General features: G+C 53.9%; 14 protein-coding genes. 12 read left to right on the forward strand and 2 right to left on the reverse strand.

Translation table 11 applies throughout. The annotated features are described in order from the left end of the window. Positions 1-117: 117 nt before the first annotated feature. Positions 118-2,271 (forward strand): YgiQ family radical SAM protein, encoded by a 2,154-nt coding sequence (locus LGT44_RS18915; protein ID WP_230331983.1) that lies wholly within the window; start codon positions 118-120, stop codon positions 2,269-2,271. An 83-nt stretch (positions 2,272-2,354) separates the two neighbouring features. Here the strand turns inward: LGT44_RS18915 and LGT44_RS18920 are convergent, their stop codons facing one another. Next, complete coding sequence (locus LGT44_RS18920; RefSeq protein WP_230331984.1) at positions 2,355-2,993, reverse strand: NAD(P)H-dependent oxidoreductase; 639 nt, start codon at positions 2,991-2,993, stop codon at positions 2,355-2,357. A 323-nt stretch (positions 2,994-3,316) separates the two neighbouring features. Here LGT44_RS18920 and LGT44_RS18925 point away from each other — a divergent pair, with 323 nt between their 5' ends. Genes LGT44_RS18925 through LGT44_RS18935 form a run of 3 tightly spaced genes read left to right on the forward strand, consistent with a single transcriptional unit; the run spans position 3,317 to position 7,512 of the window. After that, complete coding sequence (locus LGT44_RS18925; protein ID WP_230331985.1) at positions 3,317-5,470, forward strand: TonB-dependent siderophore receptor; 2,154 nt, start codon at positions 3,317-3,319, stop codon at positions 5,468-5,470. A gap of 58 nt (positions 5,471-5,528) precedes the next feature. Next, positions 5,529-6,074, forward strand: a complete 546-nt coding sequence (locus LGT44_RS18930) for a hypothetical protein (protein WP_230331986.1) — start codon at positions 5,529-5,531, stop codon at positions 6,072-6,074. A 7-nt stretch (positions 6,075-6,081) separates the two neighbouring features. Next, positions 6,082-7,512: a PepSY-associated TM helix domain-containing protein gene (locus tag LGT44_RS18935; RefSeq protein WP_230331987.1), complete on the forward strand. Its 1,431-nt coding sequence runs from the start codon at positions 6,082-6,084 to the stop codon at positions 7,510-7,512. A 107-nt stretch (positions 7,513-7,619) separates the two neighbouring features. Here the strand turns inward: LGT44_RS18935 and LGT44_RS18940 are convergent, their stop codons facing one another. Next, the gene (locus LGT44_RS18940; RefSeq protein ID WP_230331988.1) at positions 7,620-8,042 is read right to left on the reverse strand and encodes a hypothetical protein; all 423 of its coding nucleotides are present in this window, start codon (positions 8,040-8,042) and stop codon (positions 7,620-7,622) included. A gap of 538 nt (positions 8,043-8,580) precedes the next feature. On the opposite strand from LGT44_RS18940, the gene ald reads away from it, so the two are divergent. From ald to LGT44_RS18980, 8 genes are all read left to right on the forward strand, one after another. Beyond that, positions 8,581-9,699 carry an alanine dehydrogenase gene (gene ald, locus LGT44_RS18945; protein ID WP_230331989.1) on the forward strand — a complete coding sequence of 373 codons (1,119 nt, stop codon included), beginning with the start codon at positions 8,581-8,583 and terminating at the stop codon, positions 9,697-9,699. Between the two features lie 320 nt (positions 9,700-10,019). After that, positions 10,020-13,547: an exodeoxyribonuclease V subunit gamma gene (gene recC, locus LGT44_RS18950; protein WP_230331990.1), complete on the forward strand. Its 3,528-nt coding sequence runs from the start codon at positions 10,020-10,022 to the stop codon at positions 13,545-13,547. Continuing rightward, the gene (gene recB / locus LGT44_RS18955) at positions 13,544-17,347 is read left to right on the forward strand and encodes an exodeoxyribonuclease V subunit beta (RefSeq protein WP_230331991.1); all 3,804 of its coding nucleotides are present in this window, start codon (positions 13,544-13,546) and stop codon (positions 17,345-17,347) included. Before recC ends, recB begins: the two co-directional genes overlap by 4 nt. After that, on the forward strand, positions 17,344-19,320 hold the full coding sequence (gene recD / locus LGT44_RS18960) for an exodeoxyribonuclease V subunit alpha (RefSeq protein ID WP_230331992.1): 1,977 nt from the start codon (positions 17,344-17,346) through the stop codon (positions 19,318-19,320). Before recB ends, recD begins: the two co-directional genes overlap by 4 nt. 133 nt (positions 19,321-19,453) lie before the next feature. After that, positions 19,454-19,936: a hypothetical protein gene (locus LGT44_RS18965; protein ID WP_145468927.1), complete on the forward strand. Its 483-nt coding sequence runs from the start codon at positions 19,454-19,456 to the stop codon at positions 19,934-19,936. 4 nt (positions 19,937-19,940) lie between these two features. Beyond that, a complete protein-coding gene (locus LGT44_RS18970; RefSeq protein WP_145468926.1) occupies positions 19,941-20,594 on the forward strand; it encodes a PspA/IM30 family protein in 654 nt (217 codons plus the stop codon). Continuing rightward, entirely contained in the window at positions 20,594-21,241 is a 648-nt protein-coding gene (locus LGT44_RS18975; RefSeq protein WP_230331993.1) for a YqiJ family protein, read from the forward strand. Before LGT44_RS18970 ends, LGT44_RS18975 begins: the two co-directional genes overlap by 1 nt. Before the next feature lie 64 nt (positions 21,242-21,305). Continuing rightward, on the forward strand, positions 21,306-23,000 hold the full coding sequence (locus LGT44_RS18980) for a flotillin family protein (RefSeq protein ID WP_145468924.1): 1,695 nt from the start codon (positions 21,306-21,308) through the stop codon (positions 22,998-23,000). Positions 23,001-23,023 lie beyond the last annotated feature (23 nt).

The following is a 23,023-nucleotide window of genomic DNA, read 5'->3' on the forward strand; positions in this document are numbered from 1 at the left end:
AATAAAGGGAATAAAAGCGTGAAATGATCGCGAAAGGCAGGGAATATTTTGCCTTTCACCTTTTGTCGGCCAGCGTAATTTGGGACAATAGCGGCCGTTTTTTCCCGGTCCGGACTTATGACTCAGCCAGCGCAACATCTGTTTTCTTACTACCCCTACTGGGCCGAATGTTTCGGCACAGCTCCTTTCCTGCCCATGTCCCGCGAAGAGATGGATGTACTGGGCTGGGACAGCTGTGATGTGATCCTGGTAACCGGTGATGCCTACGTTGATCATCCGAGCTTCGGCATGGCGGTATTGGGTCGTCTGCTCGAGGCTCAGGGCTTCCGCGTCGGCATTATTGCCCAGCCAGACTGGAACAACCCGGAAGAGTTTAAAAAGCTGGGTAAGCCTAATCTGTATTTTGGCGTCACCGCCGGCAATATGGATTCGCTGATTAATAAATACACCGCCGACCTGAAAGTCCGCAGCGACGATGCCTACACACCGCACGGCGAGCCGGGCAAGCGTCCGGACCGCGCGGTGATTGTGTATTCGCAGAAATGCCGTCAGGTGTACAAAGACGTACCTATCGTGATTGGTGGTATCGAGGCCAGCCTGCGCCGTATCGCCCAGTACGATTACTGGAGTAACCAGATCCGCCGCTCGGTATTAATCGATTCCGGTGCCGATATTCTGCTGTACGGTAACGCTGAGCGCGCGCTGGTGGAGCTGACCCACGCCCTGGCGGAAGGCAAAACCCTCGACGATCTGCAGGATCTGCGCGGCACAGCGGTGGTGCGTGATGCCACGCCGGCCGGCTGGAGCGAAGTCGACTCCACCCGCATCGACTGGCCGGGTCATATTGACCAGATTCCTAATCCGTATGAAATGAAAGATACGGAAAATATGAGCTGCAGCACGAATGGCACTAGCGGTGACTCAGCCGAAGGCGCCGATGATGTGATGCCGGTAAAAATCGTGCCGATGCCACTGCAGCGTAAGGCCGGTCTTGATCCGGATAAAACCTGTATCCGTTTGCCATCCTTTGAAAAAGTCCGCAACGACAGCGCCTTGTATGCCCATGCTTCACGGGTTCTGCATCAGGAAGCCAACCCCTATAACGCGCGGCCATTAATTCAGAAACACGGTCATCAGGAAGTGTGGATTAACCCACCGCCGATTCCGCTGGAAACCGATGAAATGGACTCGGTATTCGGCTTTGCCTATCAGCGTGTGCCACACCCGAGTTACGGCGATGCGAAAATTCCTGCTTACGATATGATCCGTTTTTCGGTCAATATTATGCGCGGTTGTTTCGGCGGCTGTACCTTCTGTTCGATTACCGAACACGAAGGACGGATTATTCAGAACCGCTCACAGGAATCTATCCTGCACGAGCTGGAAGAAATCCGCGATAAAGTACCGGGCTTTACCGGCACCATTTCCGATTTGGGCGGCCCGACCGCCAATATGTATCGCCTGCACTGTAAGAGTGAAACCATTCTGAAAAGCTGCCGGCGTTTGTCCTGCGTGTTTCCGGGCATCTGTAAAAATCTGGAAACCAGCCACGAACATACTACAGCACTGTACCGTGCGGCGCGTAAAATTCCCGGCATTAAACGCATCGCCATTGCTTCCGGCCTGCGTTACGACCTCGCCGTGCGTGATCCGGAATACGTACGTGAGCTGGTTACCCACCATGTGGGCGGCTTGCTGAAAATTGCTCCGGAGCACACCGAAGAAAACGTGCTGAATAAAATGATGAAGCCGGGCATGGGTACCTACGACGCCTTTAAGAAAATGTTCGACCGTTTCTCAAAAGAGGCGGGCAAAGAACAATATCTGGTACCGTATTTTATTGCCGCCCACCCGGGTTCAGAAAATAAAGACATGATGAATCTGGCGCTGTGGCTGAAACGCCAGAAAATGCGTGTAGATCAGGTGCAGACCTTCTATCCGTCGCCGATGTCGCTGGCAACCGCCATGTACCATTCTGAACGCGATCCACTGCACCGCATGAGTTATAAATCGGACAAGATTTATATCCCGCGCGATCTGAATCAGCGTCGCCTGCAGAAAGCCTTCCTGCGTTATCACGATCCGAAAAACTGGCCATTATTACGCCAGGCTCTGAAGGATATGGGGCGCACTGACCTGATCGGCAGCGGCCCGAAAGCGCTGATTCCGGCAGAAGAGGAGGCGGTATTACGTAATACTCCGCGTCCGGGTTTTGCTAAAAACAGTAAAGCCGGTGTGCGTAATAAGCGGCCTGTGCGTAAGCCGCGTTAGGTAACGATGTTTATTAAAGCAGGTGAATAAAAAAGAAGGCCAGCGGGCCTTCTTTTTTATTATTTATCTGAATATTGCGAAGATTATTTTACTTCAGAAATAAAACCATCGTGACTGCGGCGCACCTTCTGCAAGTTCACCAGCCAGTCGCCTTCTTCCGCGCGATAGCCTAATGGCAGCAGAATAACCGAGCGTAAGCCTTTTTCTTTCAGGCCCAGAATCTCATCCACTTTCTCCGGGTCGAAGCCTTCCATTGGGGTACTGTCTACCCGTGCTTCGGCGGCGGCAATTAATGCCGATCCCAGACCGATATAGGCCTGACGGGCAGCATGCTGGTAGTTGGTTTCAGCATCGCGCTGCGGGTAAATACTCAGCAGCATTGCGCGGTAGTTTTCCCAGCCTTCGTTTTTAAAACCACGGATTTCGTTGGTCAGGTCGAACATATGGTTAATGCGATCAGCGGTGTAATTATCCCAGGCGGCAAACACCAGCAGGTGAGAACAATCGGTTATCTGGCTCTGGTTCCAGGCGTGAGGTTTGATTTGTTCACGGATTTCTTTGTTGGTAACAACCAGCACTTCATAGGGTTGCTGACCGCTGGAGGTTGCCGTCAGGCGGATCGCTTCGAGAATGGTATCGAGCTTTTCCTGTTCAACAGTACGGCTTGAATCGAATTTTTTTGTGGCATAACGCCATTGCAGATTACTGATTACATCAGACATAAAAAACTTCCACAGAAACAGTGATACGAAGCCTGAGCGCATGCTTTGGGCGGGCACAGCACCAGACGATAGGAGCAAGTATACGCTTGTCAGCGAGAAGCTTTGAGCCGTGGTGGCGGGTAACACTATTGCGCTGATCCGGTTAATCCCCTGAGTCTCCAGAGCACAGAGCCGGTGTAATACGACCACTTCAAACGGGATTTCGCGTATCAGTCTCAGGGAATGGTGGGTAGCTCAGGTTGTATTTGATTTGACTCACTTGCTAATCGCAATGATAATAAGTCGTAATTGCATTAAAGATATCCTGGGGAGGAATGATGGAAATGCAACGATTAAACCGTCTGGCGTGGAGTATTGCGCTGCTGAATGTGGCCTCTGTGGCATTGGCAGAAACCACCGTGGGCCAAGAGACGGGAGCGCTGGTTGCCGATGCGGACAATGCGCCGGAACAGAGTGAGGCACGCCTCGATAAAACCGTCGTTCGTGCGGAGTTGACCAACTTTGGCGCGACCAAATCCAGTGTGCCTATTGTTGAAACCGCACGTTCTGTCTCGGTAGAAACCAGTGAGCAGTTTGAAGAAAAAGGCGCGCTGAATCTTTCTCAGGCTACCTCCTATATGGCCGGTGTGACCGCCGAAACCTATGGTTTTGCCACCCGTGGGGATGCTATTCACGCCCGTGGTCTGAGCCTGCCACGTTACCGCGATTCTATTCAGGAATTATTCGGCAGCTACAACACCACCCGTGCCGAAGTGTATACGTTGGAGCAGGTCGAAGTGCTGAAAGGTCCGGTGTCGGTACTCTATGGGCAGGGCACGCCCGGCGGTATTGTGAACTATGTGTCGAAAACGCCGAAGGCGGACGCCGCAACCGAAATTGTTGCTGAACTGGGTAATAACAACCGTAAGCAATTGGCCGTCGACTCGACCGGTAAACTCGGCAGCGAACAGTGGCTGTACCGCATGGTGGCGCTGAAGCGCGACAGTGATACCCAGGTGGATTATGTCGAAGATAATACGCTGGTGCTGATGCCATCGGTCAGCTATGTGCCGTCAGCGACCAGTCGCTACACGTTAATCGCTATGCATCAGAACACCGACAGCGATACCGGTGCGCAGTTTGTACCGGTGGAAGGAACCTTAAAACCGTTAAAAGACGGCACCTACCTCGATCAGGATGTGTATACCGGTGAACCGGGCTGGAATAAATACGATACCCGTTCCAATCAGTTAACCGCTCTGGTTGAGCAGCAGCTGACAAACAATCTGGCACTGGAAGCGACCGCTTTATGGCGTGAAGGCAGTGCTGATTATAATCAAGCCTGGCCGGTCTTTACCGGTGCCGGCAACAGCCGTTATCTGAATGATGTTCTCGGCACCAATGCCTTTACCGACACCACCGTGGCGCGGACTTTTTATAAAGCCGATAACGAATTTCAGCTTTATGCGCTGGATGTTCGCCTGTTAGCCGATTTTGATACCGGAGCGCTGCGTCATCAGATTCTGGTTGGTGCACAAAAGCAAAGCGTAACCACCGATAACGACACCGCACGTTCTGCCGATGGTGGTGCGTCATCCGGTAATTTTGATTATGTGCTGGATCTGAAAAACCCGAAATATACCGGTGCGCCGGATGATTCGATGTTTACCTACACCGATAATCCGGAACAGAAAATCGACAGTATCGGTTTGTATGTGTCCGATCAGATCAGTTATGACAACTGGCGTTTTACCGCTGGCCTGCGCTATGACGAAGTCGATAATGATACCGGCAGCCGCAAACAATCAGACGATGCGCTGTCGGCCAGTGCCGGTGTGTTGTATGCCTTTGACAATGGTCTGGCACCTTACATCAGTTATTCCGAATCTTTCGAAACCGTGGTCGGTATTGATGCCAACGGTAAACAGCTGGAACCACGCGAAGCAACCCAGTATGAAGCGGGTCTGAAGTTTGAGCCTAACGGTTTTCCCGGATTATTTACGTTGTCGTATTTCGATATCGAAATTACCAATCTGCCAAACCCGAATGGCGTACCGGGCACCAATTCACAACAGCAGGGCGTAGCAAAAATTGACGGTGTTGAACTGGAAGGTAAGGCCAACGTCGGGGATTTTTATATTCAGGGGGCGCTGAGCACACTGAATACAGAAGATCAGAACGGCTACCAGTATGCGGCTGAGCCGGATAGCAATGCTTCGCTCTGGGTAACCTGGAAACCGGCCGGAAAATTCCGCATGGGTGGCGGTGTGCGTTATGTCGGAGAAAGCGTGTCTGAAACGGCAACGGTTAAATACGTTACGCCGGATTACACCCTGGTCGACATGATGCTGGGCTACGAAGCAACCGAACAGCTGGATCTGGCGCTGAACGTACGCAACCTGGGCGATGAGGAATACCTCACCTCTTGTCTGGCCCGTGGCGATTGTTTCCCGGGTGTGCGCCGTACCGTTAATGCCCGTGTTACTTACAACTTCTGATTATCGCGGCCTGCTGCCTGCGAATTAAGCAGGCATCAGGCCCGGACGGATATTTATCATGATGTTATTTCTGATGGCAGCTGTCCCCGCGTTATGCGGGGTTGGCTGTCTTTTTTATTCGTGGAAATCAGCACGGGGGCAGGAACGCAGTCTGGTCATTTATGGCTGGCTGTTACTGTTGTTGTCTTTGCTGGGCTGGATACAGCTGGCCGGGGCCGAATACGGCGTTGTTTTCGCGTTGTTATTTCCCGCTTTTTTTGCCTGGCTGATGATTGTTTTTCTGCGCCGAAAAGGCCGTCGTAAAACGTCAGCGCCACAGACTGTTCAGCCCATGCCTGCGCCATCCTGGCAGGGAATTGGGCGGAATATTGCGCGTTTTCTCTGGTTATTTGCCGGCCTGGGTGTGGCCATGCTGCTGGTGAGTGTGGCACTGGTCATGCAATTCCCCTTTGCCGCCAATCTGAATCTGGCATCAGCATTGTTGTTATTTCCTTTGCTGTGGGCTGCCTCGGTGTGCTGGTTTTTGAGCAGTCGCAAACCCTGGAAAGTATCGTTACTGAGCACCGTAGCGGCACTGGTGTCATCCTTATGGTTATTGGTTTGATGGTGTTATGAAATATTCCAGACAATTAGTGAAATCCAGCCTCAGCGCACACAGCTGGCTGGGCATTGGCATGGCAGCGGTGCTGTATCTTATTATTCTGAGCGGTACGCTGGTGGTGTTTCATACGCATATCGAACGCTGGGAGCAACCGCTGGCAGCAGAATTCCATGAGTTTGATGCGGCCGCGGTTGAAACCGCATTTAATAAATATCTGACCACGCCCGATAATCTGACGCCGCACATGTATCTGGTCTTTCCGTCAGACGCGATGCCACGGATTAAATTCGCCAACGAACAGCAGGGCGAATACCGTAATGCCGATGGCAGTGCCGGAGTGCCGGCCTATGACGATTGGGCACATCAGCTCAGCGACCTGCATTATTACCTGCACCTGCCGAAAAACATCGGCATAATTCTGGTGAGTGCGATGGGGGTTATTCTGCTGGCGCTGATCATCAGCGGTTTGCTGGCGCATCCATCTATTATCAAAGATGCCTTTGCCTGGCGCTCCGGTTCTGAACGTATTCATTTTACCGATCTGCATAACCGTCTGAGCGTCTGGGGTTTGCCATTTCATCTGATGATGGCCTTTACCGGTGCGTATTTTGGCCTGGCCGGGCTGATTATTCTGATTGCTGCTGAAGCCTTTCATGATGGCGACCAGGAAGCGGTAACGCGGCAGTTTTTCAGTGGCGACCCGGTGGTAGAAGCACAGCCATTACAGGTGGATATTCAGCAGCCGCTGCAGTATCTGAATGCCAACGTGCCCGATGGTCAGTTATTGTTTATGACCATTCACGAAGCCGACAGCGAACAACGCTTTCAGGAATATTATGTACAGCAACCGGGGCGGCTGATTTATTCCGAAAACTACCGCTTCGATATGCAGGGCAACTTCCTCAACCGTGCAGGCTATTCCGACGGTGATCTGGCCAAACAGATTGTGTATTCCATTTATCGCCTGCATTTCGGCAATTTTGCCGGTATGGGCAGCAAGCTGCTTTATTTTGTAATGGGGCTGGCCCTCACAGTTGTCTGCGTCAGCGGTATTAATATCTGGCTGAACCGGCGCAAACACGAAGACCTGCTCAACCGCTTATGGGTGGCGGTGGTGTGGGGCGCACCGCTGGCCATTACCGTATCCGCCATCAGCGGCGTGTTAGCGCGCTGGCCATCGGTAATACCCTTCTGGGGCGTGATACTGACAGCGCTGGTATTTGCGGTAATTGCTCAACCAGCGGCCCGGTTCCGGCGCCAGATTCAGCTTGCCGGAATACTGACCGTATTCGTGCTGTTGGCAGGCTACGTCATTCAATTCGGGCTGGCCGCCGCCTTGGGCCCCGGATTACTGCTGACCTGCGGCTTGTTGGTGTGGGCGCTGGTGCTCGCTGTGTTTGTGATCCGCAGTTCAGGGGCTGGGGTAGGAAAAGCCGGGTAAGTGCAGGGTGGGCGGGCTAAGAGGGAAATGGAATTGGACACCTGGTCAGCTTGACTTTGGTGTCCGTTAAAGCGGGGGGAGGATCAAGCTTGAATCACAGTCGCTTGTTAGGCATTGATCAATTTCACCGTTGGTGGCCTTTCAGATACAACATCTATGATTTGGTTTAGGCAGCAAAAGCCATAGTGTACAAACGGGCCCGGATAATCTTCCGTAGCGAATGTTCCTTGGCCAATATAGTTTAGAAAGGCTGACTCCGAGTAAATTCGTGCAAGCCTACCTTCGAATTTCTCTTCAATGCCTCCATCATAGCTTTCATTCGTAACTGCATACGCTATGTAGTCATCGAAGACAATTTCATAGTGGGCACTGTCGTCGGTTACCTCTATGGGCTTACTCTCGCTCAGTAACTTTCGTAGCGCTTTATCTGGCTCTTTATCTGATGATATTTCCGGGACGGCATTAGATACACCAGCCTCAGCTATCACTATCCTGAGGCAGTCTTTATAGGTCTCTTGTATCTCAATCATGTCGAGATACTTATGTTGATTCATTGCACTAAACATAGATGCCTAACGATTAAGCTAAGGGGCCGGCTTTAGCCGGTCCCAGTGAGTGAAACGAACGACTTGAGCGCCTTGTATGGTGAATTGTTAGCTTTCCATGACGATATTATCGATGTCCCCATCTTCATCGAATGAAACATTAACCACATAATTAGTTACTGTTTATGCCCGGAGTCTAACTCACGGTCAGCATTACGAAAAGTGCTGATAATGATATCGCTATCAGGCTATAAACACGCACACTATCACTCCGTCATCGTCTTTACACTTAGCGCACTATCTCGTTGAATAATCCGTTAACCCCTTGATTTTACAGGGTAGATTCTTCCTGATAGGCGACAATTCGCGCATCGTTATTTTGATACCGGCGCGTAAACATGCACGATTCCGGCCGTTTATTAACATAATCTGGTGGGCTATTCAGTAGTCTGGTGCGGTGTTTATTACTGCACCCGGCAGCTCTGGCGCAGCTACACTATTTTTATATATTGCGGAGGTGCTTATGCGTATTGGTGTCCCGAAAGAGATTAAAAACCATGAATACCGGGTTGGTCTGACCCCGGACAGCGTGCGCGAGCTGGTGCATCGCGGTCATGAGGTCTGGGTGCAGCAGAACGCAGGGGCGGCTATTGGCTTCAGTGATGACGATTATCTGAGCTGTGGGGCAATGGTCGTTGATGCTGCGGCTGAGGTGTTTGATAACGCCGGACTGATCGTTAAGGTCAAAGAGCCGCAGCCGGAAGAAATCAGCCTGATCAGCGCTGAACATACACTGTTTACCTATCTGCATCTGGCACCGGACCCGGAACTGACCCAGGCGCTGATGGCAACCGGTGCCACAGGCATTGCCTATGAGACCGTCACCGATAAAGCCGGGCGGCTGCCATTATTGGCCCCGATGTCAGAAATTGCCGGGCGCATAGCCGTTCAGGCCGGTGCCCGCAGTCTGGAGATGGAAGCCGGCGGACGCGGGGTTTTGCTGGCCGGCGCGCCGGGCGTACCGGCTGGCGAGGTGGTGATTATCGGCGCCGGGGTAGTGGGGCGAAATGCTCTGGCCATCGCTGTGGGCATGGGCGCGCAGGTCACGGTGCTGGATACCTCAATGCAGGCGTTGCGCGAGCTGGACCAGCAGTACGGCAACCGCATCCATACCCGTTTTTCTACCCGCACCGTATTGGATGAGTGTCTGCCCAAGGCCGATCTGGTGATTGGTGCGGTATTAATTCCCGGTGCTGCAGCGCCTAAACTGGTACTGCGTACTCATTTAGAAAGCATGAAACGCGGCGCGGTGATCGTCGATGTCGCCATCGATCAGGGCGGCTGTGTGGAAAGCGCACGGCCAACCACCCACAGTAATCCAACCTATGTCGACAGCGGTGTTGTGCACTATTGCGTTGCCAATATGCCGGGGGCGGTGGCCCGCACTGCCACACAGGCGCTGAATAACGCCACCCTGCCTTTTGTGCTGGCGCTGGCGGGTAAGGGTGTTGAGCAGGCGCTGCGTGATGACCCTTATCTGCGTATGGGCCTGAACCTGTGTCAGGGCGCGCTGACCAGTGCCGAAGTGGCGGCCAGTCAGGGCGTGGATTATGTTGAGCGCGAGACGCTGCTGGGTCTGTAAACTCCGGCAATAACGGTTTCGTTCTGTGGGCAGTGCCCACCCTACATCCCCGCAATAACGTTAAATTTATCCCCGGATGACGATGAATTTATCCGTAGGAGCGGGCCGTGCCCGCGAAATTAAACGCCGCGTTTATTTGAAGATATGACCATTGCCCGTAGGCGCGGGCCATGCCCGCGAATGGAAGGGTGGAATCGTTTTTCCTCCCCGCAATGACGATCTTTTCCCGTGGGCAGTGCCCACGCTACTTTCTCGTGGCTCTCAAGGCCGGTCTTCTCTGGTACTCTATGGCCTGCCAACCACTTGCCCGCAGGGAAAGCATGTTCCGCCTCTATCATTCCAACGATCTTGAAATTCTTAAGGGCATTCTTGTCCATCAGATGCAGGAATCGCCCGTCGGCCCCTTTGGTCAGGAAGCCATTCTGGTACAGAGTCAGGGCATGTCGCACTGGCTCAAACTGCAGCTGGCTGATTCGCTGGGGATCGCCGCGCAGGTGGATTTTCCGCTGCCCTCAAGCTTTGTCTGGCAGGTGTTTAACCGTCTGAAACCGGAGCTGCCGGAACGCTCCCATTTCGATAAACAGATCATGGCCTGGAAGCTGGTACGTCTGTTACCACAGCTGGCGTTGAAAGAGGGTTGTGAGGCCATTGCTCATTACCTGCAGAACGATGCCGATGGCGTTAAGTGCTATCAGCTGGCGCAGACCATTGCCGACGTGTTTGACCAGTATCTGGTGTATCGCCCGGACTGGCTGCTGAGCTGGGAACTGGGCGAGGATGAAGTCGCCGATACACAGGTGTCGGCGCATCCGTGGCAGCCGCTGGTGTGGCGGGCGTTAGTGGCCGACAGCGCCAAACTTGGTCATTCGCTGGATCACCGTGCGCGCCTGCTGCAGGAGCTGGAACAGCTGGTGCAGGCCCATCCTGAGCGTCTGGCCGATCTGCCCAAACGATTGTTTGTGTTTGGTATTGCGGCGTTGCCCGGCAGCTACTGGCAGGTGTTGCAGGCGATTTCGCCGGTGATCGAAGTGCATTTCTTTTTGCTCAATCCGTGCAAAAACTTCTGGGGCGATATCGTCAGCGAACGGCAGAAGATGCGCATTCTGCGTGATAACCCCAACGTCGAAACCCTGCTCGACAGCGGCAACCCCTTGCTCGCCTCCTGGGGCCGGCTGGGGCGTGATTTTCTCACACTGGTACACGAAACCGCCGAGCAGTATGAAGGCCGCATTCAGGATGTGGATGCCTATTTAGAACGGGAGGTTGAACCTGAATCACAAACGCTACTGGCACACCTGCAGCAGGACATTCTGACTTTAACCGACCGTCAGCAGGGCGCGTTCAGTAAAGACGCGCAATTGCACAGCCACTTTAAACAAAGCATCGCGCCTGATGACGGCAGCGTGCGCTTAATCAGCGCCCACAGCCCGCTGCGTGAAGTGCAGCGCCTGTACGATCAGATTCTTCACTGGCTGGATAATGACCCTGAACTGAAACCGCGCGATATCGTGGTGATGGTGCCGGATATCGACCAGTACGCGCCCTATATCGACGCCGTATTTGCCAGCAGCCGCGCGCGCACCGAGCAGGGCGATGAGTACCGTATTCCCTGGGCCATTGCCGACCAGTCGATGGCGCAGGAAGATCCGCTTATCGACAGCTTTCTTAGTTTGCTGGGGCTGGGTGATTCCCGTCTGCTGATTACCGAGGTTCAGGACTGGCTGGATGTATCCGCTATCCGCAGCCGTTTTAATATCCGTGAAGATGATCTGCCGGCACTGCGTGACTGGCTGGCGCAGGCGCAGATTCGCTGGGGCTTAAACAGCGAACAACGTCAGCAGCTGGGCTTGCCGGCGTTTGAACAGAACAGCTGGCGTAAAGGCTTGCGCCAGTTGTTACTGGGGTATCTGACCCCGGACAGCCGTCAGGATTTTATCGGCGATTTTCCGGTGGCGGCCACCGAAGGCAACGAGGGTGAATTACTCGGCCATTTAATGGCCTTTATCGACGTGCTGGAACACTGGCAGCGTCTGTTTGCTGCCGGGCCGCGTCATGTCGCGGACTGGTCGGCGTCGCTGCTGCGGCTGCTGGATGATCTGTATCTGGCCGACAGTATTGAACAGAACTCGCTGCAGCGTATCCGTGATGCGGTGCAACGCTGGCAGGAAGAATTAACCCTGGCTGGCTTTAACGGTGAATTATCCGCGCCGGTGGTGCGCAGCTGGTTTAACGAACAATTAGGGCAGCAGGGCGGCTGGCAGCGTTTTCTCGCCGGGCCGGTGAACTTCTGTACCCTGATGCCGATGCGTTCCATCCCGTTTAAAGCGGTGTGTCTGCTGGGGATGAACGATGAAGATTACCCGCGCCGGGTAACGCCGGTGGGCTTCGATTTAATGGTTGCCGGACGCAGCCGTCGCGGTGACCGTTCGCGTCGCGAAGATGACCGCTATCTGTTTCTGGAAGCGGTGTGTTCGGCGCAGGATTATCTGTACATCAGCTACCGTGGCCACGATGTACGCGAAAATGCCGAACTGCAGCCATCGGTGCTGGTGGCGGAACTGCGCGATTATTTATGCGATGGTTTTGCCCTGGAGCAGGATCTTGATTTACCACACAGGCAAAGCCGCCAACAGATGCTGAACTGGCTGCTGGAAGAGCTGCCATTGCAGCCCTATAACCGTCAGGCATTTGCGGCTGATGATTTATTAAAGCGCCATGTGCGTAGTTATCAGCAGGTGTGGGCCGACGTCGCCGCCGAACAGGGGGCTGGCAATGAATCGGAAAGCGATCATTTCTTCAGTCAGCCACTGGCTATTCCGGCCGATATCGATACCAGCGTAGTTGCCTGGGAAGACGTGAAGCAGGCCCTGGCAGACCCGCTTAAATATTTTGTGACCCGCCGCTTAAAAGCCTCGTTCGATGTGTACTGGCAACAGCACGAAACCGAAGAACCCTTTGCCTTAAATGGTCTGGATTTATATCAGCTGAAAGACGACTGGCTGCAATTGGCCATGGCCGATATTCAGCACGGCCACGCTGAAGAATTAAGCGATGAACTGGCCTTCACCCGCCGCCAGCAGGCGCTGGGGCAATTACCGGTACATGCGCTGGGCAAGGTATGGAGCGATGATCTGATTGATTATTCGCGTCCGCTGGCGCAGAAAATCGTCGAATTATCCGAATTCCGCATGGAGGTAAAAGCGCTGTCGGTACCGTTGGAAAACTGCACCGTACAGGGCGAACTGCAGCAGGCATTTGTGCGCCATGAAGGTGATGATTGTGGTTATCTGCTGTATCACCGCGTCGGTGATATTTATGGCAAACATTTATTACAGGCCTGGATGGATGCCTTATTGGTAGCAGCCGCGAGTCCTGGCAGCATCAGTCATGTTTGCCTGCTCGGTTTAAGCAAAGACAAGGGTAATACCTGGCTGCGGCAAATACAGCTGGGCTTGCCTGCACCGGACACCGCGCTGGCTTTAATTAAACAGGCGGTCGGCTGGTACTGGCAGTGCTGGTGTAAACCCATCGCGCATTTACCCGATACCCTGTGGAGCCTGATACAGGCGCAGGAGTTATTTGCCGAAAAACACGCCGACGATGCCGACGCGCAAGCCGATGCCATGCAAAAAGAAATCACTAATCTGGTGCAGCGCGAGTTTGGCGAACTGGCATCACCCTATTTACAGCGCTGCCTGCCGGATTTTGTCGCGCAGTTGCAAAGCCAGTCGCCCGATCAGTGGCTTGCTGAGCAGGGCATCTTGCTGACCAGTCTGAAAAAACACATAAAAACCGATGAGCTGCATAAAGATTCCGCTGCCAGTTTCAGTGGAGGAGAAGGCGTATGAAAACCTTATCCATTCCTGATTTTCCGCTGTACGGTCAGTCGCTGATTGAAGCCAGTGCCGGTACCGGTAAAACCTTTACCATTACCGGCCTGTATAACCGTTTGATTCTTGGTCACGGTCGTCCGCGTTTGGGCTGCGATCAGATTCTGGTGGTGACCTTTACCCGTGCCGCTACCGAAGAATTGCGTGGCCGTATCCGTCAGCGCTTGCGTGATACGCTGGAGGATTTATTGTCGCTGGAAAATGGCCAGTCAATTGACGATCAGCAGCTGCAATATTTACAGCAACTGGCTGAAGCACGGCACAGCGATATCGACAGCCTGTGTAAGCAACTGAAACCCTGGCTGCAAAGCAATCTGGCGCTAATGGATGAAGCGGCGATTTATACCATTCACGGTTTCTGTCAGCGCATGCTCAAACAGTTTGCCTTCGACAGTGGTGTGGTCTTCAGCGCCGAGCTGGTACTCGACAGTGACAGCTATCTGCAACAGGCCTGTGAAGATATCTGGCGCCAGCAGGCTTATGCGCTGAATGAACAACAGAGCCGCTATTTAATCAGCCGTTATGCCGGCCCGGATGATGTACTGGCGAAAGTAAAAGCGCGGATTAACCGCCCGGATATGACGGTAATTCCGCCGCTTTCAGCTGATGGCCTGAGCAGGGCGTGGCAAAGTGCTGAAGCCGCATTTACGACCGCCAAAGCCGCCTGGTCGCAAATCAGCGCGGCTGATGTGGTGCAGTTAATTGCGGATTCCGGGCTGGATAAAAAATCCTACAGCAAACGTTTTGCCCCGAACTGGGTAGAAGAAGCGGCCGGCTATTTTGCCGGGCGTTTTTATATGCCAGCGCCGAAAAACCTCTACCGTATGACGCCAGCCGCGATGGCAGAAAAGCTGAAAGACGGTGGCGAATTACCGCAGCATGCGGCCTTTGACGCGACTGAAGATTTTCAGCAGGCGGCCAACCAGTTAGCTCTGCTGCTGGAAGCCGCGTGGATGGACGCCATTAAAGAGCGTTATTTCGAGCTGCTGGAAAAAGCCGGTGCCTTAACCCCGGATGATTTATTGCGTTTATTGGTCAATGCTCTGCGTGCCGAGCAGGGCGAACTGCTGGCCAGTCATATCCGCCGTTTATATCCGCTGGCAATGATCGACGAGTTTCAGGATACCGACCCGCAGCAGTACGAAATTTTTAACCGCATTTATCCGCCGTTAAGTGAGACTGATAACGCGCCGGCGACGCAGGCTATGGAAGATCTGACCGTCAGCGAGGATGGCAGCGCCAGCACGGAGCAGTCAGTTCAGCATGGATTAATTATGATCGGCGACCCTAAACAGGCCATCTACGGCTTCCGCGGCGCCGACATTTTTACCTACATCAAAGCTCGCCGTCAGCTGGACGAAGAACGCCGCTTTACCCTGGAAAAAAACTGGCGCAGTCATAGCCAGCTGGTGGCCGGGGTCAATCAGTTATTCGCCGGCCACGACAGTCCCTTTGTGTTCGATCAGGATATTCAGTTCGTTAATGTATCGGCGGCAGGTAAACCGGACGGCCAGCCATTGAAAATTGCCGGTGAAGAACAAACCCCGCTGCAGCTGTGGCATGACGGTGGTGAATATTCCCGTAGCAGGGCGCAATTTACCGCTGCAGAACAGTGTGCCGAGAAAATTGATGCCTTAATGCACGGTGATGCGACGTTGGGTGATGAGCCGGTGCAGGCGCGCGATATTGCCGTGCTGGTGCGCAGCCGCAAACAGGCCGGATTAATCCGTGAGGCGTTATCTGCGCGCCAGATCGGCAGTGTGTTTTTAACCCGCGACAGCGTGTACGACAGTCTGGAAGCGCGGGATTTATTCGCCTGGTTGCAGGCGGTGGCGCACCCCAGTGATGAACGTGCACTGCGCACTGCCATGGCAACAGAAACCCAGGGCTTAACTGCCGCGCAACTGGATGCCCTGTTAAATGACGAGCTGGCGTGGGAGCGCACGCTGGAGCAAAACCACAATTATCATCAGCTGTGGCAACGCCGTGGCGTGATGGCGGCCATTATGCAGTGGCTGGAAGAAGACGGTCGCGCGCAGCGCTTGCGCCGCCATCAGGATGGTGAGCGCCGTATTACCAACCTGATCCACCTGGGTGAATTACTGCAGAGTGCTGCCCGCCGTTTGCGCGGCCATGAGGCATTATTGCGCTGGTTTGGTGAGCATATTTTTTCCGATAACCGCAGTGGCGACGAAGCACAACTGCGTTTAGAGAGCGATGCCAATCTGGTCACTATTGTGACCATCCATAAATCCAAGGGCCTGGAATATCCGCTGGTGTTTTTACCCTTCCTGTGGGACGACAGCTATTTACCGAATCCGCGCAGCGATACACAGTATTTCAGTGAACGCGACGGCATGGTGCTGAATCTTGAGCCGGATGACGAAGCCAAAGCACTGGCGCAGCGTGATTCTCTGGCGGAGTCTTTGCGTTTGCTGTACGTGGCCTTAACCCGTGCGGTGCAGGGTTGTTTTATCTGGCTGGCCGATGCCGTGGATGGCAAAAGCAAAAGAGAGAAAAAATCGCGTATTGCGCAAACCGCGCTGGGTTATCTGCTGGCCGTAGACAATGACCCTGACTGGGCCGGCCTGAAGCAATCGGCCTCGGCGGAATGTTTAATTACCGATTTACCGCAGTGGCCGGTGGATGAAGTTCGTCGTCAGATAGCTTCACAGGAACAACCGCAGGCGGCTGTGTGCCGGCCGCACAGCTGGGACAGCTGGCGCGTGAGCAGTTACAGTCAGTTAACCGCCGATGATCATAGCGGGCACTCTGCTCACGACGATGTGCTGGTGATGGATGAAAGCAGTGAGCAAACAAATAGCGATGAATCGGGTTCCGAATTTATTGACGCAGTGCTGCTGCACGAAATCAGCAAGCGCGAATTTGATGCCACAGCACCGGCACTGACCTTTGCCAAAGGCGCAAACGCCGGTACCTGTCTGCACGCAATTTTTGAACACTGGGATTTTGTGGATGCCGATGCGCTGCTCAGCATTACCGAACGTGAACTGAGCCACTATGGTTTAGCACTCAGTGAGGATGAAGTCGGCGCCGGGGAAAAACAAAAGCAGATCAATAACCTTGCCGGCTGGATGCAGGCTGTGGTGAATAGTCCGCTGATGAATGATCAGGGCGAGCAATTCGCCTTAGCGGATATTTCTGCGGCCAATCGCCTCGATGAAATGGAATTTTACCTGCCGGTACAGCAGCTTAAGGCGGCGGATATTAATCGTCTGTTAGCCGACCCGGCGAAAAGCGGGCGCTTTCATTTCGATACCTTAAGCGGCTATTTAAAAGGTTTTATTGACCTTATTTTCTGCCATAACGGCCGCTATTACGTGGCGGACTATAAATCCAATCATCTGGGTTTCAGCATTAACGACTACACCCCGGCGGCATTAAAAGTGGCAATGGCCGATCATCAGTATGATTTACAGGCCTGGCTTTACACGGTCGCACTCGACCAGCTGCTGCGTCAGCGTCTGAATCATTATGATCCGGCTCAGCATCTGGGCGGCGTGTATTACTTCTGGTTGCGCGGTATGCATCTGGGAGACAGCGCTCCGCGTTTAGTTGCCGATGATGCGGCTGCCTCACAGCAGGATTTATTTGCCGCACCCGCACTGACTCAGGTGCCGGGCGTGTATTACCACGCTGTCGACCCTGATGAATTACAGCGCTGGCGGCAGGTGCTGTTGCCGGATTCTGTCTGCGCGCGCAACAGAACTGATAACAAAGCGGAGGCCGGCGTATGAATCCGCTGCTGTTGCAATATTTGCCCGAAATTGAAGTGAAAAACCTGCGTGATATTGACCGTCAGGTGGCTATGCAGATGCTGCAGTGGGAATTACAGGCGTCGGCAGAGACAGAACCACACACACTGCAGTTGCTGGCGATGGCGTCGGTGATGGTCAGCGTTGCTCTGGGCAAGGGGCAGGTGTGTCTGCCGCTGACATCCTGTGCCTTGCCTGAATGGCGCGAGTTCTGGAGTGAGCATTCGTTACTGGCCAGTTCGCAGCTGGCTGCTTGCCGTACGGTGTATGTGGCAGAGGCTGACCCGAAAACAGCCGTTGGCGAATTTCGCGATTACGCCCAGCAGCCGCTGGTACTCCATGGCAATAATCTCTATCTGGCGCGCTACTTTTTCTACGAACGCGGTGTATTAACCCAGATTCACCAGCGACTGGCGCAGGAACCGGCGTTAAAGGATACGGAACTGACCGGCACGTTGACGCAATTATTTGGCGATCCGGGTGCTGTTAATCCGGGTGCTGCTGGCTCGGGGGCTGCTAGCTCAGAGGCAGTGGTTGATTGGCAGAAAGTGGCTGCGGCCAGTGCCTGTATCCGTAATTTTGCGGTGATTACCGGTGGCCCGGGTACGGGTAAAACCACCACGGTCACGCGTCTGCTCAGTGCGCTGCTCAGCCAGAACCCGCAGATGTCGATTGCGCTGGCTGCGCCCACCGGTAAAGCCGCTGCGCGTATGACGGAATCCATTCGTGGTGCCAAATTACGCGCCCAGCAAAGCGGCGAAAAGTCGCTGCCCTTCGCCGAACAGATTCCGGACGACAGCTATACGCTGCATCGTTTGCTGGGCTGGTCGCCGCGCGGCTTCCGTTATAACGCCAATCGCCATTTACCCTTCGATTGCGTGGTGGTGGATGAAGCGTCGATGGTCGATCTGCCGATGATGTACCACCTGTTTCAGGCATTGGCCGCCGATACCCGCTTAATTCTGCTCGGCGACCGCGATCAGCTGGCCTCGGTAGAAGCGGGCAGTGTGCTGGCGGATTTATGCGATGCCGGCGTGCAGCACGGTCCGGACAGCGCCTTTGCTCAGCGCCTGCAGCAACTGACCGGTTTTGATTTAACGGCCGTCACAGAAGGTTCTGTAAGCCCGATGCAGAATGCGGTGGCGTCACTGCGGGTGTCCCATCGTTTTACAGCGGACAGTGGCATTGGCCAGCTGGCAGCGGCGGTCAATAACAGTGACATTGCACGTGCCGATCAGGTGCTGCGCCAGTTTGCCGATGTGCGTTTTGTGGCAGTAAATCCGCTGGCCGAGCAGCCGTTCTGGCAACAGCCGCAATGGCAGCAGGCACTGGTGGATGGCTACCGTGATTACGCCGAGGCGTTGCGTGCTTTTGCTGCGGATAAAGCCGCTGCGAACGATGTTTTCAGCGCCTTTAACCGTTTTCAGATTCTGGTGGCGTTGCGCCAGGGCCCTTATGGGGTTGAACAGGTAAATCAGCGCACTGAGCGTTTACTGCAGGCTGCGGGATTAATCGATACCCGCGCCTCAGCATCCGGCTGGTACGCCGGTCGTCCGGTGATGATCAGCCGTAACGATTACGATCTCGGTCTGTATAACGGTGATATTGGTATCGCTTTGCCGCTGACGGATGAGCAGGGCAGGCAGACGTTAAAAGTCGCCTTCCCGGATGCCGACGGTGGCGTGCGTTATTTATTGCCCAGCCGTTTGCCGGCCCATGAAACCGCTTTTGCCATGACCGTGCATAAAAGCCAGGGCTCGGAATTTAACCATCTGTGTCTGCTGTTACCGGAGCAGTGGCAGAGCGTTATTACCCGCGAGCTGATTTACACCGCCATCACCCGCGCGAAAAAGACTTTCAGTCTGTTTGGCAGCACAGCCTGCTGGCAACAGGGGCTGAATACCCGGGTGCAGCGCGCCAGTGGTTTACGGGAAGCGCTCTGGCCTCAGCGCTGAGGTCTGGTTTAGTGTTTTCACCGGTTTTTGCTTACGCAGGTGTTTGTTTACGTGCTCAATATTTTTTATTGACCACGTAAACAAGGCTGTATACATTTGTATTCACTGTGTATGCAGATGAACAGGGAAGCTCATGATCAGCAAGTCACAATCAATCAGTGTGCGTTTATCGGAAGACGATTACGCCTATCTGATGGCCATCCGCCAGAACGGTGCGCTGACCCAAAGCGATAAAGTTCGCGAGCTGATTGCTATGGCGCGGGAAGCGGTGGGCACCGAAAGTTTTGCCCGCTCGTTTATTACCGCCAGTGACAGCATGGCGCCGTATCGCGCACGTTATAAATCCCCCGAATCTGACCGCAGCATCCTGAATGAAGCGGTCTTTGATCTGCTTACCGAAAGCGCTGCCATTATTCAGTCGCAGGACAGCAAAGCCTGTGCTGCCGATCTTGAACGGCAATTATTTCCCGTTGTCAGCGATCTGCTGCGCCGTCTGCTGCCGCCATTGCTGGCGCAAAGCGGCGGTACACTGCTGAATAATGATCTGGCTGAGCAACTGCAACAGCAGCTGCTGACGGATTTTTCTCACCTGAATTGCGCCAACCGCAAGGAGTAACACCATGTCTGAAGGATTATTAAAACGTATCGGCCGGCTGGTGTCGGCATCCGCCAACTCTCTGGTCGACAGTCTGGAAAATGCCGCACCGACCATGGTAATGGAAGAAGCGATCCGCGAAATCGACAGCGCCATTGCCGATGTCCGTGCCCAGCTGGGCAAAGTTGAAGCGGCGCGTTATCTGAGCACCAAAAGTTTAAACGCGGATAACAGCCGTCATGCTGAACTGCAGGCGCAGATTGAAGTGGCTGTTGCTCAGGGCCGCGATGATCTGGCCGAAGCGGCGATTGCGCGCCAGATGGATATCGAAGCCATGATTCCCGTGGTGGAAAAAAGCATCGCCGACAGCGACGCCGAAATTAATGAACTGAATTCTTATATTCAGGCACTGCAGGCGAAAAAACGCGAAATGCAGGAAACCCTGAAACATTATGAAATTGCCAATGCCGCTGCGGTGCAGGCTGAACATGCCGGCACGGCCTCGACCGCCACGCAGGTGGAGCAGGCGACCGATGCTTTTAACCGCATTCTGAATAAAGCCGGTGCACCGGGTGTGAGCAGTGGTGATGAGCGTAAGCTGGCCGAACTCGATCAGCTGGCCCGTCAGAACCGCATTCAGGAACGACTGGCGCGGGTTAAATCGCAGGCGAACGATTAATGGAATTTCTGTTTTCAGACGGCAATTATCCTTTTGCCGTCGCGCTGGTATTAATGCTGATTATCGCCGTGCTGGAAGGTGTGCTTGTGGTCATCGGTCTGGGCTTATCGCAATTTATTGATGGCCTGTTGCCCGATGTCGACCTGAGCGTTGATGGCGAGGTGCCGAATATGGGGCTCAGCCGTTTTCTGGCCTGGCTGCGTATTGGTCAGGTGCCGGTGCTGATTATTCTGGTGATGCTGCTGATGTTCTTCGGGCTCAGCGGTGTGGTGCTGCAATCGCTGTTTATGTCGGCCTTTGGCTTTATGCTGCCGGCGATCGTTGCCGTGGTGCCGGCGCTGGCGGTTGCGTTGCCTCTTACGCGCCTGCTGACCGGATTGTTGGGCAAAGTATTGCTGAAAGACGAAACAGAAGCGGTCTCTTCCGCGTCTTTTATCGGCCAGGTAGCGACCATTACGCTGGGTGAAGCCCGCCAGGGCAGTCCGGCGGAAGCGCGATTCCGCGATCAGTTTGGTACAACGCATTATCTGATGGTTGAACCGGATGGTGATGAAGAAACATACCGCGCCGGCGACAGTGTTTTGCTGGTGCAACAGAAAGGTGCTGTGTATCTGTGCATCCGCCCGGATAACCAACACCTGCAATAACCAAAACCTGCAACAATTAAAAATTACATTACGGACTACTTTTTAAAACTCTCAGGGAGCTTTTATGGATAACCTTTTCTCAGCAGTCTTTTTTGCTGGATTTATTTTTGTCGGCCTGCTGGTCATTGGGATGATTTTTGCGCGTTTATATACCCGCGCATCGAAAGAACGGTCTTTTGTCCGTACCGGTATGGGCGGGCAGAAAGTCATTATGAACGGCGGGGCGATGGTGCTGCCGGTATTGCATGAAATTATTCCGGTCAATATGAATACCCTGCGTCTGGCGGTATCGCGTAAAGAACAGCAGGCGCTGATTACCAAAGACCGTATGCGTGTTGACGTACTGGCCGAGTTTTATCTGCGCGTTAAACCCGATGCGGATGCCATTGCCAACGCGGCCCAAACTCTGGGTGCACGTACGCTGGACCCGGATGCGCTGAAAGAAATGATCGAAGGTAAATTCGTTGATGCCCTGCGTTCGGTGGCGGCAGAAATGGAAATGGCGGAACTGCATGAACAGCGCAGCCAGTTTGTACAGAAAGTACAGCAGGTCGTGAGTGAAGACCTGCTGAAAAACGGTCTGGAGCTGGAATCGGTTTCCCTGACCGGTCTGGATCAGACGCCACGTGAATTCTTCTCGCCGGACAACGTGTTCGATGCCGAAGGTCTGGCGCGTATGACCCGTTCGATTGAATCACGCCGTAAGGAAGTGAACGAAATTGAGCAGGAAACCCGTGTACTGATCGAACAGAAAAACCTCGAAGCCGAACGTCAGCGTCTGCAGATTGAGCGTGAAACCCGCTACGCCAAAATGGAGCAGGAACGCGAAATTGCCACCCGCGAAGCTGATCAGCAGGCTGAAATCGCCAAAGAGCGCGCGGATAAAGAACGTAGTGCCAAACAGGCCGAAATTGAAGCGCAGCGGGAAATTGACCAGTCGCGTATTGCCGCCGATCAGGCAACATTATTGCTTGAAATTGAAAAAGACCGCCGCCTGCGCGAGCAGGAAATCGAGCGTGAGCGGCAGCTGGAAGAGCGTCAGATTCAGAAGCAGAAATCACTGGAAATTGCTGAGCAGGAACGTGCTATTGCGGTTGCCGAAAAATCGAAAGAGCAGTCGCTGGCCGATAAACTGGCGAACGAGGCCCGTTCGGAAGCGGTGCGTGCAGAAGAAAAAGTAACGACTGCCAAGCAGGTGGAAATTGCTGAACGTGACAAAGCCATCGAGCTGATTGAAGCGCAGAAAGAAGCGGAACGTCAGGCGACCGGGGTAAAAATCGCCGCCGAAGCTGAAAAGATGGCCGCCGAAGATAAAGCCGAAGCGCTGCGTCTGCAGGCCAACGCCGAAGCCGATGCTATCCGTATTAAAGTGGAAGCCGACCGTGAGAAGTACGCGGTGGATGCCGAAGGTCAGCGCCTGATGAACGAAGCCCTGAACAGCCTGAGTGATGCGCAGATTGCGCTGAAGCGTGTGCTGAGCCTGCATGCAGCGCTGCCGGGTATTGTACGTGAAAGCGTGAAACCACTGGAAAACATTGAGGGTATGAAAATTATCTCGATCGATGGTCTGAATCAGATGGGTGGTGAACGCAGCGCCAATGGCAGTGGTGTGCTGGATCAGGACAGTGCGGCTAATGGCCAGAGCCTGCCGGAAGCACTGGTCAACAGTGCATTAAAGCACCGTGCTATGGCACCACTGGTTGATTCACTGCTGAAAGAAGCCGGCGTGCATGAATTTGCCCGCGATCTGAACAGCTGATTCCAGTCGCCGGTTTTTAAATA

This window comes from Thalassolituus alkanivorans, assembly GCF_020447205.1.
In the GTDB taxonomy this organism is placed as follows: Bacteria; Pseudomonadota; Gammaproteobacteria; order Pseudomonadales; family Oceanobacteraceae; genus Venatoribacter; species Venatoribacter alkanivorans.

Excerpts from the sequence above, each read along its gene's own strand:
- LGT44_RS18915 (WP_230331983.1), top strand. The coding sequence starts at position 118 with ATGACTCAGCCAGCGCAACATCTGTTTTCTTACTACCCCTACTGGGCC.
- LGT44_RS18975 (WP_230331993.1), top strand. The coding sequence starts at position 20,594 with ATGGAATTTCTGTTTTCAGACGGCAATTATCCTTTTGCCGTCGCGCTG.
- ald (WP_230331989.1), top strand. The coding sequence starts at position 8,581 with ATGCGTATTGGTGTCCCGAAAGAGATTAAAAACCATGAATACCGGGTT.
- LGT44_RS18925 (WP_230331985.1), top strand. The coding sequence starts at position 3,317 with ATGCAACGATTAAACCGTCTGGCGTGGAGTATTGCGCTGCTGAATGTG.
- recB (WP_230331991.1), top strand. The coding sequence starts at position 13,544 with ATGAAAACCTTATCCATTCCTGATTTTCCGCTGTACGGTCAGTCGCTG.
- LGT44_RS18970 (WP_145468926.1), top strand. The coding sequence starts at position 19,941 with ATGTCTGAAGGATTATTAAAACGTATCGGCCGGCTGGTGTCGGCATCC.
- LGT44_RS18920 (WP_230331984.1), bottom strand. The coding sequence starts at position 2,993 with ATGTCTGATGTAATCAGTAATCTGCAATGGCGTTATGCCACAAAAAAA.
- LGT44_RS18940 (WP_230331988.1), bottom strand. The coding sequence starts at position 8,042 with ATGATTGAGATACAAGAGACCTATAAAGACTGCCTCAGGATAGTGATA.
- LGT44_RS18930 (WP_230331986.1), top strand. The coding sequence starts at position 5,529 with ATGATGTTATTTCTGATGGCAGCTGTCCCCGCGTTATGCGGGGTTGGC.
- LGT44_RS18965 (WP_145468927.1), top strand. The coding sequence starts at position 19,454 with ATGATCAGCAAGTCACAATCAATCAGTGTGCGTTTATCGGAAGACGAT.
- LGT44_RS18980 (WP_145468924.1), top strand. The coding sequence starts at position 21,306 with ATGGATAACCTTTTCTCAGCAGTCTTTTTTGCTGGATTTATTTTTGTC.
- recC (WP_230331990.1), top strand. The coding sequence starts at position 10,020 with ATGTTCCGCCTCTATCATTCCAACGATCTTGAAATTCTTAAGGGCATT.
- recD (WP_230331992.1), top strand. The coding sequence starts at position 17,344 with ATGAATCCGCTGCTGTTGCAATATTTGCCCGAAATTGAAGTGAAAAAC.
- LGT44_RS18935 (WP_230331987.1), top strand. The coding sequence starts at position 6,082 with ATGAAATATTCCAGACAATTAGTGAAATCCAGCCTCAGCGCACACAGC.